Here is a 13,613-nt window from a genome sequence, read left to right on the forward strand (position 1 = left end):
CGGGTTTACGCCGAGCAGCAGCACTCTAAAAGTGGGACCTCGCAGCGACGCGGCAAGGAGATTCGATGCGCATCATGCTTATCACCGACGCTTGGGAACCACAGGTCAACGGCGTCGTCCGCACGATGAAGCGTGTCATCGCCGAGTGCGAAGAGATGGGCCATGAGTGGGAAGTCGTCTCTCCGGCGGATGATTTTCTGACCATGCCGCTGCCCACCTATAGCGAAATCCAGCTTGCCCTGTTCGCGCGCCACAAGATTTCCGAACGGTTCGAGAGCTTCCAGCCCGACGCGGTTCACATTGCGACCGAGGGCACGCTGGGTCTGGCGGGCCGTGCGATGTGCCTGAAGGAAAAACACCCCTTCTCGACTTCCTACCACACCCGTTTTCCTGAATATGTCTCCGCGCGCTTCCCGGTACCTGTGGCCTGGGGTTACAGCTATGTGCGCTGGTTTCACAAATATTCCGGCAAGGTCATGGTCGCGACGCCCTCCATGCGCGAGGAACTTGAAGAGCACGGCTTCAACAACGTTGTCTCCTGGACGCGCGGTGTCGATGTGGATCTTTTCCACCCGTCACGGCGCAAGGCAGAAGGCGAGCCCGGTGACCCATTTGAAGGCCTGCCGCGTCCGATCTTCCTCAATGTCGGCCGTGTCGCGGTGGAAAAGAACATCGAAGCCTTCGCAGAGCTGGATCTGCCTGGCACGAAGGTCATCGTTGGCGAAGGCCCGCAGCTGCAGGAGCTGAAGAAACGCTATCCGGAGGTCAAATTCCTCGGCGCCAAATTCAATGAGGACCTCGCGGCCTGTTTTGCCAGCGCCGATGTCTTCTGCTTTCCAAGCCTTACCGACACGTTCGGCCTTGTCATCCTCGAAGCTATGGCGACGGGCACACCTGTGGCGGCGTTCAATGCGCCGGGGCCGCGTGACATTATTCCGGGGTCGGATGCCGGCGTTATCGACAAGGATCTGGCCAAGGCCTGCAAGGACTGCCTCGCCCTCAACCGCCAGACGACCCGCACCTATGCCGAGGGTTATAGCTGGCGGGCCTGCGCAGAAGCCTTCGTGGAAAACCTCGATCCGCTGCCGGTACCACAGCGCAAGCGCTTCTGGCAGAAAATCCGGCTACGCCGCCGGCGCAAGAAGCCGCCCATGGGCCCGCCCGGGCTTTAGCTTTCAGGCCGTTCCATCGTCTCAAGCGCCAGCGCCTTTTCACGCTCAGACTCGCGCGCCGCTTCACTCAGCGGGATCAGGCCCTTGTCGATCAGGTAACCGGTGGGACCCCACGCATCTTCCTGCGTCTGCTCGCTGATGAAATCCAGCATACCGGGAACAAGCGGGACATTCTGCTTTTTCACGTAAACGAACATTGATCTCGCAATATCATACTCCCCCGAAGCGATCCGGTCGAACTCCGGCGGCACACCATTGACGATCGCGCCCTGAAGCCGGTCGAGGTTCTCTTCGAGGAACGAGTATCCCAGCACACCTATGCTGTCTGGATTGCGCGTGAGCGTCTGCACAATCGCGGAGTCGTTCTCGCCTGAATCAATCCATGCGCCGTCAGTGCGGATGGTATGCGCCCTGCTTTCGAAGAGATCTGGATCGCTTTCCTTCAATGCCGCAAGTTCTGGAAGCGCAGCCGCCCCGTCTTCAAGAGCCAGCTCAACAAACGCATCGCGCGTACCGGACGTCGGCGGGGGGCCAGAGACGAGAATTGGCATGTCGGGAAGGTGGCTGGCGACATCGTTCCACGTTTCGTTCGGGTTCTTCATCCAGCCACCATTCCCGTCTGGGAGTTGCTCGGCGAGCGCCCGGTAGATTTCCTCTTCCGAGATATCGAGAAGCGGGCTTCCTTTGGCGTTCGCAAGCACGATACCGTCAAATCCTATTTCAATCTCGGCCACTTCGGTCACACCATTTTTGCGGCAGAGTTCGAACTCAGATGGCTTGATCGGGCGTGAAGCGCCTGTGAATGAGGCCGTGCCGGGTCCGATGCCCTGACAGAAAGCCTGAAAGCCACCGCCCGTCCCGGTCGATTCCACAATAGGCGTGGGGTATTGAGTGATGGCCCCAAACTGCTCGGCCACAGTGGAGGTAAAAGGATAAACGGTGGAGGAGCCCACAATCTTGATCTTCTCATCAGGCGACGCTGCAAAGACCTGCAATTCGCCAGAGCTGGCGTCGATTTCCGACAGATCGGTTTCAGGCGCGCAGGAAACAGCGAGAAAACCTGCGGTCAGGGCCAGAAGCAAAGTGCGCATGGGGTCGGTCCTCAGGGTCGTCGGCAGATAGCGATCCATACCGTCTAATTGCCATTTGTGACAGTGGCATGCCTGCAGCTGATGTGAGATCAGGCCTCAATCAGAACCGGCGGCCACACATCGCTGAAGCCGAAGCGCGCGCAGACTTTTATCAGCCGTTCATGACCCCCGCCCTGGTCGGTGATGTAAAGTCGGCCCCCAGGACGCGCGTCCTTGTCCTCTGCCTCACCTCTGGCCTCCAGCACCCGGAGCGTCTGGCGCGCGATCGCGGCGCCTGAATCTATAAAGGTGATCGGACGCGGTGCGGAGGCGGCAAGCTGCGCCCGTACCAGCGGGAAATGCGTGCAGGCAAGCACGACCGTATCCACGTCTTCCCCGGACTGCGCCTCGAAAATGGGGGCGAGAGCTTTCACAAATCCGTCTGCGTCATGCGGTTCACCTGCCGCGACGGCTTCGGCAAGCCGGACAAGTTCTACGCTGCCATGGAGGACAACGGTGATCTCGCTCGCAAAGTCCTCGATGAGCTTTGCTGTATAGGCCCGCCGGATTGTGCCGGGTGTCGCCAGAAGGGCGATCACACCCGTTTTAGTAAGCGCTGCGGCGGGTTTGACCGCCGGAACGGTCCCGACAACCGGAATGTCGAGCCGTGCACGAACGTCTTCGAGGGCAAGCGTGCTGGCTGTGTTGCAGGCAATGACGAAGACATCTGGCTCAGCGTCTCTTACCAGCGCTTCGGCAAGGGCAGGCAGCCGGGCTCGCAGCGCCTCGTCGCTCTTGTCGCCATAGGGAAAAAACCCCGTGTCAGCCGCGTAATCGACCTTCAGCGCAGGCGCCATCCGCTGGATCTCGCGGGCGACCGTCAATCCGCCCATACCGGAATCGAAGACCAGCACCCGTCCGGCCGCTACGCTATCGCCTGTCGTGTCCGAAGTCTCCCGTTCGGTCATTTCATCTCCACCTCTGCACGCATATGGCCGTTCGAAAGAGGCGTTAAGACGGCAGCCGCGCGGTACGCCAGATATGAGCGGTAAAGAGACCTGCTTGAAAATTGGTGAAAAGCCGCTTATGTTGCACTGCAGCATAGAGGATTTTTATCATGTCGACAGATACTACGAGATTAAATCCGATTGAGCTCTGGACCGAGTCCATGTCGGCCTGGCGCGACCTTGGCCGCAGTGCAGGTGAAGCCTGGATGGACGCACTCGTGTCAATGCAGCCGGGCGCTGGCGAAGCTGCGCCGGAAGCCGCGACGCGCGGCCTCTTCCGCAAGCTCGCAGACCTCAACATGCAGCACTGGGAACATGCCGCCAATATGATCGAGGCGATGCCAGCCTGGATGCGCTGGCCTCAGACCGTCCCGGGCGATGTCATGACCGACTGGTTTGACCGCATGCGGCGCGAAACGTTCACATCGCAATTTTCCCCCATGGGTGTATCTGCGTCTGTTAATCCGATGAACGTGGCCGCCGTCGAAGAAGCAGCGAGCACAGTCCTAAGTCGGCCGATGGGCCTGCCAGGCCCGGACGGTGATGCGGACGATCTCACCCGCATCAAGGGCATTGGTCCAAAGCTCTCAAAGACCCTCAACGAAATCGGGATCTTCCATTTTCGTCAGATTGCTGGATGGCAGCCTGAAGAGGCCCATTGGGTCGATGACTATCTGGCCTTCAAAGGGCGTATTGACCGCGAGCAGTGGATCGAACAGGCACAGAAGTTCGCCTCGAATGGCGCGCTGCACTAGCAGTCTGTCTCGTTACCAAGTTTTCAAGGCTGGTGCCCAATGGGGTGCCAGCCTTTATTTTTTGAGATGATGTGGGAAGGCTCACGCCCTCTGGAAGTCACCCGGTAACTCTGCGTCGTCACGCGAGGCTGGTTTGGGCAAGTGGAGCGTCTGGCAGATCTGCTTGAGCGCCGTCTTCAGCCCCTCCTCGATCGTCGGATGATAGAAGGGGCGCTCCAGAAGGTCGCTCGCCGTTGCGCCCTGCTCAATTGACCAGGCCAGAAGATGCGCCAGGTGCTCAACGCCGGGGCCCACAAGACAGGCACCTGTGATCGTTCCACGCCCCGTCCGGGCATAGATCTCGCAGACGCCCTGATTGACGCCCATCACTCTGGCGCGGCCCTGGTCCCTGTAATCGACCTGCCCGGTTACCGTGTCATCGCCGGGAACGTCCCCAATGATTGCCATGTTCGGCTCGGTGAACATGATCTGAAGACGTGTCGAGCGGGAGAATGACTGAATGGCTGGATAGGTCGCCGCATTATTGCCAGCAATCGCGCCCTCGCTCGAGGCCTCGTGCAGGATCGGAAGGTCGTGATTTGCGTCACCGACGATAAAAACCGGTGAACTGGAACACTGAAGCGTTCGTTCGTCGAAAACAGGTGTGCCGTGATCGTCTAGGTCGAGGCCGGCTATTTCCAGCTGAAGGTCTTCCAGATTTGGCGCACGGCCCGCGGCGACCAGAAGCCGCTCGAACACCGCAGTCCTGCTTTGGCCGTCTTCGTCCCAGGAGAGCTCGACACCGTCCGCAACGTGCTTCGCCTCCGGCTTCACATCGAGGTGAAAGGTCAGCTCGCGGCTGAGCGCATCCTTCAGAGATGTATGCGGGTCGCCCTTTGGCAGACCGGCGATCTCTGTGCCCATATCGAAAACCTCGACACAAACACCCAGCCGAGCAAGGGCCTGCGCAAGCTCCAGACCAAGCGGGCCGGCACCTATAACGCCGAGCGACGCGGGAAGCTGCTCAAGATCAAACAGGCTTTCATTTGTCAGCGCGCGATCGCCAAGGCCCTCAAAGGAAGGTGGAATAACGGGCGAGGACCCGGTCGCGATGATGATGGCCTTGGCCGCCACTTTTTTTCCATCATCCAGCGCCAGTTCGGTTTTGGATACGAATTGCGCGGTAGCTTTCACGGCGATGCCGTCGGGCAGGTCGTCGAGACCGTCCTTTACGCCCGAAACGAAATCATCGCGCAGTCGGCGAACGCGTTTCATCACTTCGGGCCCGTTGATACGGGGCTGTGCAACCTCGATCCCGAACTCACCTGCATTGCGCACACTATGCGCTGCCTCTCCTGCCGCGATCAGCAGTTTTGACGGCATACAGCCTACGGTCGCGCAGGTCGTACCGGCAAAATAGGGATCGATCAGCAGAGTGGTTGCGCCGGCTGCGCGAGCGTTTCGTTCTGCGGCAAGACCGGCTGTGCCGGCTCCGATAATGGCAACGTCAACATTGAAATCTGGCAGGGTCTGCTCCGTTTGTCCTAGCTTGCCTTAAGCGAAGAAGACCGGAACGGGTTCCAGTTTCGGCTGCGGCGGCGCGGTGCGGCCTTTTCGAGCGGTCCGCGAGCGACAGCCTTGCGGATAAATGCAAGTTTTTCGCGTACAGGCGGCGCGATGACGAATGGATAGATATCAACCAGACCCATCGACCGGTTGAGATGGTTGAGGCCGATGCCAAGCTCCGCGCCAGCGCTGATCACGCTGCCGCTATCCTTGGTCGCATAAGGGTCCGGAACGGGTGACCCGGGTGTCCTGAGGCCAGCTGCATTGGCGCTATCAATCATGTCAGTCAAATGGACAAGATGCGCAAAGGTCTCGGCCCAGTCCTCGTGAGGGTGGCTGGAGGCGTAGCCGGTGATGTGTTTCTCCTGCCAGCCTTGCGGGGGGCCATTCTGGTAATGGACTGACAGGGCAGCGCCATAGTCTGCGCGTTCATCTCCGAACAGGGTCCGGAACGCCGACGCGAACTGTTCATCCTCCAGCAGTCTGAAAAAGATGTAGTGGCCAAGCTCGTGGCGGAAATGGCCGGTCAACGTCCGATACCGCTCGCTGAGCTCCTCGCGGCGGGCAACCCGACGGGCGTGGTCAGCTTCAGTGACGTTGATCGTGATCAAACCATCATCATGGCCCATCGTCACATTCGACGGGCCCGTCGATGTTTCTTCAGAGAGCAAATGGAAGCGTGGCATCTTGCCGGTGTCACCGGCCTTGAGCCATCCCCATTGCCCAAGGTTTACGAGCACCCAGCGTTTCGCCGCTTCAGTGTCCGCCCAGAGCGAAATATTCTCGTTCACCAGCGCGTCCGGAACGATCTCCGTCATCGCGCAGGCGCGGCAAAGCGAGCCAGCACCGGCAGCGGCTTTCCAATTGCAGTTAATCCGTTCGCGGTTTGAGCAAGGCGTATCGAGCTGCTCGAATTGTTCTGCTTCCGGGTCAAATGCGACCGCAGCTCCGCACCCGCATGCAAGGTTGCTGAAATAAAGCGTTCCTTTGCAGCACGGGCAGTTAAAGATTTTCATGTAAGGTCATCCTGATTGGCAGAAATTGCCAGACAGTGTAACGCCCCCTGCCGGTCTGACGTTCCAAGTTCAGACAGGGGGCCAGGTGGGTAAAGCAGTTGTTTTTCAGGGCGCTTGGTGCCGCTCTCCTGGGCGGGTTAGTCTTTCTACTCTTCGTTGTTCCCGCTGGCTGGGTCCAGGCCGGGCAGCTTCAGCTTGTCTGGCCCGGCGATGGCCAGAACCTGCTGGAAATTCAGCCTTTTTCCGATATTGCCGCGCAGCTCCATGCCGGCAACGCATTCATAGCGCTAGCCGCCCTCGCCTATCTTTGGCTGGCGGTCATCCCGACACTGCGCGTCTTCATCACCGATCGCTCTCGCGGCACTGCATTTGTGCTGCTTCTCGGCGGCGTTACCCTGCTCTGCCTGATCGCTGTCCCGCCTTTCATCATGGAAATGGCCCTCGCTGGTGAGCCCGAAGGGCTGATCAGGATCGCGGCTGTGAGCTTCATTGCGGCGGGTTTGAGCTTCTACCTCATCGGCGAGAGCCCGTTCGTCTCCTTTGGTTACCTCACCTGGGCCCTCATCGCCCACCTCGCCTCCGTCGATCTTGGCAGGCGTATCCTGGCTGATCCGGGCCTTGCAGACACATGGCTATTGATTGCGGGCATGCACGCAGCTGGGGCGTCGGTGCTTCTGTCGGTGTTCGCTCTGCTCGAAACACGAGCTCACCTCTGGCACGCGCGCGGGTCCCGGATCGCCAGCGCACTGCTTGCCGTCATCCTCTGCTCATCGGCCGCAATCATGGTGCTCTACCAGTACAGGCTTGGTGTCTCAGCGGTGTCTCCAGACGCGCTCGATCTTACGGAAACGGCCCGAAACGACATGATGCGCGCGGGCATAGCGTCTTTCACTCTGCTCGCCGCTTTCGTCGTCGGGATCTTCCGTCACGCCCTTCTCATGAGGAAGGCTCGCCGAAAACCAGACCCAATCGATCAGCCGAGCACTTCATAGAGTTTGAATTACCGCCACGCATGTCTGGACCAATGCTGGCATAGTCTGGGATCTATGTTGAGACGAGAAGGGAAGACCGAGCAATGAGCCAGATGTCCACAAGAATGCCCGCCAGAATTCGACCCGCTTTTCTGCTGCGCATCCTTCTTGTGGCTGCAGTTCTATTGGCCGTCACGCTCCCGATTGTGCTGATCCAGTACGAACTGCTCCGTCCTGGAATTGACCTTGGCGAGCCGCGTCGAGCAATGGACATGTATGAAAACGTTCGCGGATTACACGCCGATTTCGCGCGCCTCATACTGTCTGGTGCTTTTGTATTGGCTGCGGTCTTTTCGATCGGACGTGCCATCCTGAAAGACCGGAAAATAGCCATCCCGGTCGCGGCGTGTTTTGTCGTATCAACCGTACTCGGCATATTTGGGCTGATGCACCTGGCGCGCGTTTCGGTAAGGCCAATACCAGTCGGCGTTATTCTGTCGATACTCCTGCTCATTACGGCCATTAGCCTAATCGCCGCGGCGCGACACCGCAGGCTTGAGCTTTGCGTGCTCACCTTCCCTGCTTTGATGACCACTCTTTGGGGAAGTTTGATTTTCTTTGTAGAATCGCATGCCGGAGTCGACGGCGTTTTGCTGGACACTTGGTACGTCACAGCCAGGGCGCACGCATTTGGGCTTTCAATGATTTTATCAGGCCTGGCCATTCTTGCGGCCGGAGCGGCGATTGCTGGCCGCGTTCATTCGATCACGGTGAACCTTGGGCTGACCGTCGCAATATGCGTGTCCGGGGTCTGGATGGTGACGCGGCAATTGGGGCTCGGGCTGAACGGTATGCCGCGTCGCTACATCGATTACGCTGACATTTTCTCAGACGGGCACTATTCAGCTGGATTAGCAGGCTTCATCCTTCTGTTGTTGGCAATTGGAAGCGCGGTTCGCTTTCTTTTCTTTGGCCGCAAACCGCCAACCGCCGAAGCCGCCTTCTGAGTATCAGCCGAGCACTTCATAGAGGTCGGTGCGGCGGTCGCGGAAGAATCCCCAGGCGGCGCGGTGGCGGTCGAGGAAGTCGAGGTCGAATTCAGCCATGATGACGCCCTCCTCATCGCGGCCAAGCTCATCGGCGATCTCACCGGCATGGTCGGCAATGAAGCTCGTCCCGTAAAAGGCCTGGCCCTCTTCATTGCCGGTGCGGTTGGCGGCGACGACCGGTATGACGTTGGAGACCGCATGCCCCTGCATGGCGCGGCGCCAGCGGGCGGCTGTGTCGAGGTCGGCATCATGTGGCTCTGACCCGATCGCTGTTGGATAGAAGAGCACATCGGCGCCCATGAGCGTCATCGCGCGGGCCGTTTCAGGGAACCACTGATCCCAGCAGATGCCGACGCCGATCCGGCCTTTCATCGTGTCCCAGACACGAAAACCGGTATTTCCGGGCCGGAAGTAGAACTTCTCCATATAGCCCGGCCCATCAGGTATATGGGACTTGCGATAGACGCCAAGCGGGGTGCCGTCGGCGTCGATGATGACGATGGAATTGTAGTATTCCGGGCCGTCTTTTTCGTAGATCGACACCGGGATAACGACGCCCAGCTCCTTTGCGAGCTCTCCCAGCTGTTCGACGGCTGGGTGCTCTGCCCATGGATAGGCCGTGCGGAAGAACTTCTCGTCCTGCACCTTGCAGAAATAGTGGTCGCAGAAGAGTTCCGACGGCAGGATGATCTCGGCGCCCTTGCCGGCAGCCTCGCGCACCAGCGTCTTCACCTTGTCGATATTGGCCTGCATGTCCTGGCTGAACGAAGCCTGGATCGCGGCGACCTTTACGGTTCTGCTCATGTCGAGAGACCTCCATCGGTTTCAGGCACTTGCTGGGTCATGCAATGGAAGCTGCCCCCGCCTGAGAGGATATGGCGTGATGGCAGGGCGATGACTTCATGGCCCGGCATCAGGGCCTGAAGCTCTACCTTTGCCAGCTTTGAGTGTTCGTCTTCATAGACCGGCAGGATAACGCGCCCGTTCGAAATCAGGAAATTCATGTGGCTCGCGGGCATTGGCTCGCCGTCCTCATCCTCGATCCGTCCGGGCGAGGGGATCGTCGAAACCTGAAGCTCGGCGGCACGAAGCGTGTCTTCGATCTCTCGCAGGATATCGGCGTTCGGGTCATCATTTCCAGATGGCGTCTGGCAGACGACATGGCCGGGCGCGATGAAACGGGCAATATTGTCGACATGGCCATCCGTATGGTCACCCAGAAGGCCATCGCCCAGCCAGACGATACGCTGTGCATTGAAAGCGAGCTTCAGATTGTCTTCGGCCTTTTCCTGGCTCCAGTCCGGATTGCGGTTGGGATTCAGGACGCATTGACGCGTCGTGATCAGCGTGCCCTCGCCGTCCTGCTCGACGGCCCCGCCTTCCAGCACGAAAGGAAGCCGTTTCAGCGGATGACCTTCAAGGCGCGCAATCGCTGCGGCCGTCTCGGTATCGCCCTCCAGCTCGTACTTGCCGCCCCAGCCATTAAAGGTGAAGCCAAGGCCTTCAAGCCGGTTGAGGTACTTGACGAAAACGGGGCCTATGTCGCGCAGCCAGATGTCGCCCATGGGCGCGTCGAACATCTCGGCCTTATCGCCGACAAGATCTGCAGCCTCAGCGCGCGATGCACTGTCACCAATGACGAGCTTGACGCGCACCACCGGCGCGAGCGCTTCGATCAGCGCCGCAATCTCGCGCTGAGCGCCCTCGTAATCATCGGCCCACGCATCCTTCAGATGCGGCCATCCTGCCCAGATAGCAGACTGGGGCGCCCATTCGGCTGGGGTGAAAGCAATCGTCGTGTCGGTCATGCAGCGCGATTTGCCATAGCTTGACGCAAAGAAAAAGGGCGGCCCGCATGGAGCCGCCCTCTCTGAAGTATCGTCCTGTCGGAGCGCCTAGAATTCGTAGCGCAGACCGAGACGGATTTCGTAGCGCGATGCGTCGCCAATACGGGCTTCGCAACGTTCGGTCGGCTGACCGCCCACATCGACCGTGCACTGGGCAGGGAAGCCGCGCTGACGCAGGACGCCCCATTCGTCGTTGAGCAGGTTGGTGAAGTTGTCGATGACAACAAAACCGGAGGCGACGTGATCATTGAACAGGTTGAATTCCTGTTCGACTTTGATGTCGACCTTGCCCCACCACGAACCTTCTTGAGCGTTACGCTCCTGGCCGAAAGCAAGGAATGGATTGCCTTCAAGGAACGGAGTGAAGCCGGTGATGCTGTTCGGGTCAGCGTCGATGGTCAGGCTGTATGGCGCGCCGGAGTTTGCCTGGCCGAACGCGGTAAACTTGGTGAGGTTGTCACCGAAGAATGCCCGCTCATAGTTCACGAGAGCCGTGAAGCGATGCTCGATGTTGTAATCCGAGCGTGCGGCAGAAACATCCTGAGGGTCTGCAAACGCGCGGTTTACATAGTTCGAGAATGCTACCGACGAGGTCATCGGGTGTACGTCTTCGGCATCCGAGTATGCGTAACCGAATGACCAGTCGAGGCCGAAATCATAGTCTTTGGAGACCGCTGCCGAGACCAGCAGAGACTTCGGCGACGATTCCGAGTTCGTGAGGACAAATGCCGGCTCACGAACACTGGAGTAAGACGGATAGCCGCGGCCATCAGGCCCGACAACGACACCGGTTTGTTCCAAATCGCCGCGGATCCAGACCGCGCGCTCTTCACCCTGGGTGTAGAGCACGTCGCCGGAGAGTACATACTCGCCGCCGATAGCCGGAATATCGATGAATTTGGTGGCACCGAAGGCCCACTTCCACTCATACGGAATTTCGAAGTCTGGATCGAGGTAGTTGATCTCGAAGTTGGAACCCTGACCGGCTGCAACAGCGTCGGCCATTGATTGAGGAACACAGTAACCAGGACCGGTCGGAACGCCTGCCTCACACATGGTGTAAGGAATACCGAAGAGCGACGTTACACCGTTTTCGAGACCGAAGGCTCCACCGTCTGCGCCAAACTGAAGAACGTTGTTTGCGGAGAAAGTGTTCGACAGCCAGACGTTCGGGTTGCCGCCGGAATAGATGCCGACGCCGCCGCGAAGATCGAGCGTATCATCAATGTCCCAGGTGAAGCCAAGGCGTGGCTGAAGCAGGCCTTTGCCGTCGAGGTTCTGATCGTTCTTGAAGCCGTAATCGACCAGGAAGTCGAAATTCGTCTCAGGACGGTCATCGGTTGCGTACCAGTCGTAACGCAGGCCGCCGGTCAGTACGAGGCCGTTGCCGAAGTCGAACTCATCCTGGGCGTAGACAGTGTGGACTTCATAACCCCAGTCGGCGGCCGCGTCGTCCGGATTGCCGGAAGGTGCGTTGTTGTAGTTCACATTGTCAGCAAGACCGAGACGGAAGTTCTCGATTGCCGGATCGAAGCCAGCGCCAACCGTGTTCGGGTTACGGTCGAAATCGATTTCGGTTTCCGTGTGCTGGACGAACAAGTTGAAGACGTCGAGCGCTTCCTGCTCATAACCAAATGTGAGGTTGTGATTGCCGAGGGTGTAGAAACCCTTGAGGGCGACGTTGAGGGTCTCGTAGTTCAGGACGTTCGATTGACGCGAGTCGTCGCCGCCGAGGTAGACATGGACATCGTCGGTTTCGATCGTGATCTCGCCGAAGTCGGTACCACCGAGAGAGTTCTGGCGGTTAGCAAGTTCGGAATAGCCGACGCGAATTTCGGTCGAGAAGTTGTCCGTCCAATCGGAATAGATCGAGCCGACATAGGCTTCGAGTTCTGCGCCACGCTCGTAGAGGTGGTTGGAGAATTCGAGCTCGGAGAGGTCTCCGTCGGAGGCCGCAATGTTGAAGCCGTCATTCCAGTTGTACGTAAATGTCGCACGGTGGTTCTGGTTGATGTTCCAGTCCAGTTTGACGAGGATCTTCTCGTCTTCATTGTCGAAGCTGGTTGGGATCTCACCTGGATCATAGCCGTAGAGATTCTGCGAGATCGCACGGATCTCGTCGACTTCTGCCTGCGTGATGTTCACTTCGTTGACAGCACCGGACCCAAGCGGACCGCGGTCGAAGAGGTTCGCGCCTTCAAGCTTTTCGTACGCAGCAAAGAAGAACAGTTTGTCCTGGACGATTGGACCACCGACGCCGAAACCGTAGCGGTATTCGTCATAGTCGCCGCTGACAATGTCTTCGCCCTCGAGGCTGTCGCCGCGCAGGTCGTTGCTGGTGTAATCACCGAAGACGTAGCCGTGGAACTCGTTGGAGCCGGATTTGGTGACAGCGTTGATGTTACAGGCCGAGAAGCCGCCATACTGGACATCGAACGGCGCAAGCTCGATCGAGACCTGATCAATAGCGTCGTATGAGAACGGAATGCGCTCGGTTGGGTAACCGTTCGAGTTCAGGCCGAAATTGTCGTTCAGCTTGACGCCATCGACTGTCAGCGAGTTGAAGCGGGAGTTCTTGCCGCCACACTGAACGCCGTTGATGTCGCCGCGGGATTCATCGACATACACGCGCGGGTCGAGGCGCAGGACGTCGGTGATGTTGCGGTTGATCGATGGTGCATTCTGGAGCGTTTCAAGTCCGAAAGTCGCTGATGGGCCGATCGCGACCTGAGCGAGGTTCGAGGCGGACGCGGTAACAACGACGGTGTCCATCGTGCGGTTGCCATCGTCGAGCGTGAAGTTCACCTCAGCCTGATCACCCAGAGACAGAGCGATATTCTCAACTGCGCGGCCCTGAAAGTCAGTGGCGAGAATTTCGACCGTGTAGGACTGGCCGACCGGAAGGTTGCGCAGAACATAGGAACCCGTGCTCGTCGTGCTCGTGGTGCGCGTCAGGCCGGTTTCAGGATCGCGGACGATGACATCTGCGCCGACGACCGGTGAGCCGGACGAGTCAGTAACCTGACCGCGGACACCAGATGTGGTGACCTGCGCTTCAGCTGGGGCGACGATCGCCGCGGTGAACAGTGTAGCCGCCGCCACACCAGACAATAGTTTCCAGTTGGACATGAAGAACCCCTCTTCGGTTGCACAGCCCTGGCCACCTGAGAAGCAAGCGGAT

The 13,613-nt window shown here is 59.0% G+C and carries 11 protein-coding genes; 4 read left to right on the top strand and 7 right to left on the bottom strand.

Annotated features, from left to right (window positions below):
* Positions 1–65: 65 nt before the first annotated feature.
* Positions 66–1,172 carry a glycosyltransferase family 4 protein gene (locus tag F550_RS0111025; protein WP_018148615.1) on the top strand — a complete coding sequence of 369 codons (1,107 nt, stop codon included), beginning with the start codon at positions 66–68 and terminating at the stop codon, positions 1,170–1,172.
* Here F550_RS0111025 and F550_RS0111030 read toward each other — a convergent pair.
* Both F550_RS0111030 and murI read right to left on the bottom strand, forming a co-directional pair.
* Complete coding sequence (locus tag F550_RS0111030; protein ID WP_156807918.1) at positions 1,169–2,263, bottom strand: substrate-binding domain-containing protein; 1,095 nt, start codon at positions 2,261–2,263, stop codon at positions 1,169–1,171. The genes F550_RS0111025 and F550_RS0111030 overlap by 4 nt on opposite strands.
* An 89-nt stretch (positions 2,264–2,352) precedes the next feature.
* Positions 2,353–3,210 carry a glutamate racemase gene (murI, locus tag F550_RS0111035; RefSeq protein WP_018148617.1) on the bottom strand — a complete coding sequence of 286 codons (858 nt, stop codon included), beginning with the start codon at positions 3,208–3,210 and terminating at the stop codon, positions 2,353–2,355.
* Between the two features lie 149 nt (positions 3,211–3,359).
* On the opposite strand from murI, the gene F550_RS0111040 reads away from it, so the two are divergent.
* Entirely contained in the window at positions 3,360–4,004 is a 645-nt protein-coding gene (locus F550_RS0111040; RefSeq protein ID WP_156807919.1) for a hypothetical protein, read from the top strand.
* 81 nt (positions 4,005–4,085) lie between these two features.
* Here F550_RS0111040 and F550_RS17630 read toward each other — a convergent pair whose 3' ends face one another.
* Complete coding sequence (locus F550_RS17630) at positions 4,086–5,510, bottom strand: dihydrolipoyl dehydrogenase (RefSeq protein ID WP_040500522.1); 1,425 nt, start codon at positions 5,508–5,510, stop codon at positions 4,086–4,088.
* A 17-nt stretch (positions 5,511–5,527) separates the two neighbouring features.
* Positions 5,528–6,565 carry a zinc-binding metallopeptidase family protein gene (locus tag F550_RS0111050; protein WP_018148620.1) on the bottom strand — a complete coding sequence of 346 codons (1,038 nt, stop codon included), beginning with the start codon at positions 6,563–6,565 and terminating at the stop codon, positions 5,528–5,530.
* Between the two features lie 98 nt (positions 6,566–6,663).
* Here F550_RS0111050 and F550_RS0111055 point away from each other — a divergent pair, with 98 nt between their 5' ends.
* Together F550_RS0111055 and F550_RS0111060 are read left to right on the top strand one after the other, a co-directional pair.
* On the top strand, positions 6,664–7,557 hold the full coding sequence (locus F550_RS0111055; protein WP_018148621.1) for a hypothetical protein: 894 nt from the start codon (positions 6,664–6,666) through the stop codon (positions 7,555–7,557).
* Positions 7,558–7,640: 83 nt separating this feature from the next.
* The gene (locus F550_RS0111060) at positions 7,641–8,543 is read left to right on the top strand and encodes a hypothetical protein (protein ID WP_018148622.1); all 903 of its coding nucleotides are present in this window, start codon (positions 7,641–7,643) and stop codon (positions 8,541–8,543) included.
* Between the two features lie 3 nt (positions 8,544–8,546).
* On the opposite strand, the gene aguB is transcribed toward F550_RS0111060, so the two are convergent.
* The 3 genes from aguB to F550_RS0111075 all read right to left on the bottom strand — a co-directional run bounded on the left by aguB (position 8,547) and on the right by F550_RS0111075 (position 13,561).
* Positions 8,547–9,389, bottom strand: coding sequence for an N-carbamoylputrescine amidase (aguB, locus tag F550_RS0111065; RefSeq protein ID WP_018148623.1), 843 nt, complete (start codon positions 9,387–9,389; stop codon positions 8,547–8,549).
* On the bottom strand, positions 9,386–10,393 hold the full coding sequence (locus F550_RS0111070) for an agmatine deiminase family protein (protein WP_018148624.1): 1,008 nt from the start codon (positions 10,391–10,393) through the stop codon (positions 9,386–9,388). Before F550_RS0111070 ends, aguB begins: the two co-directional genes overlap by 4 nt.
* An 87-nt stretch (positions 10,394–10,480) precedes the next feature.
* Positions 10,481–13,561, bottom strand: coding sequence for a TonB-dependent receptor (locus tag F550_RS0111075; RefSeq protein ID WP_026180719.1), 3,081 nt, complete (start codon positions 13,559–13,561; stop codon positions 10,481–10,483).
* Positions 13,562–13,613 lie beyond the last annotated feature (52 nt).

It is taken from the genome of Henriciella marina DSM 19595 (assembly GCF_000376805.1).
Classification (GTDB): domain Bacteria; phylum Pseudomonadota; class Alphaproteobacteria; order Caulobacterales; family Hyphomonadaceae; genus Henriciella; species Henriciella marina.

Coding starts and splice junctions, on each gene's coding strand:
- F550_RS0111025 (WP_018148615.1), top strand. CDS start 66: ATGCGCATCATGCTTATCACCGACGCTTGGGAACCACAGGTCAACGGC.
- F550_RS0111030 (WP_156807918.1), bottom strand. CDS start 2,263: ATGCGCACTTTGCTTCTGGCCCTGACCGCAGGTTTTCTCGCTGTTTCC.
- murI (WP_018148617.1), bottom strand. CDS start 3,210: ATGACCGAACGGGAGACTTCGGACACGACAGGCGATAGCGTAGCGGCC.
- F550_RS0111040 (WP_156807919.1), top strand. CDS start 3,360: ATGTCGACAGATACTACGAGATTAAATCCGATTGAGCTCTGGACCGAG.
- F550_RS0111050 (WP_018148620.1), bottom strand. CDS start 6,565: ATGAAAATCTTTAACTGCCCGTGCTGCAAAGGAACGCTTTATTTCAGC.
- F550_RS0111060 (WP_018148622.1), top strand. CDS start 7,641: ATGAGCCAGATGTCCACAAGAATGCCCGCCAGAATTCGACCCGCTTTT.
- aguB (WP_018148623.1), bottom strand. CDS start 9,389: ATGAGCAGAACCGTAAAGGTCGCCGCGATCCAGGCTTCGTTCAGCCAG.
- F550_RS0111070 (WP_018148624.1), bottom strand. CDS start 10,393: ATGACCGACACGACGATTGCTTTCACCCCAGCCGAATGGGCGCCCCAG.
- F550_RS0111075 (WP_026180719.1), bottom strand. CDS start 13,561: ATGTCCAACTGGAAACTATTGTCTGGTGTGGCGGCGGCTACACTGTTC.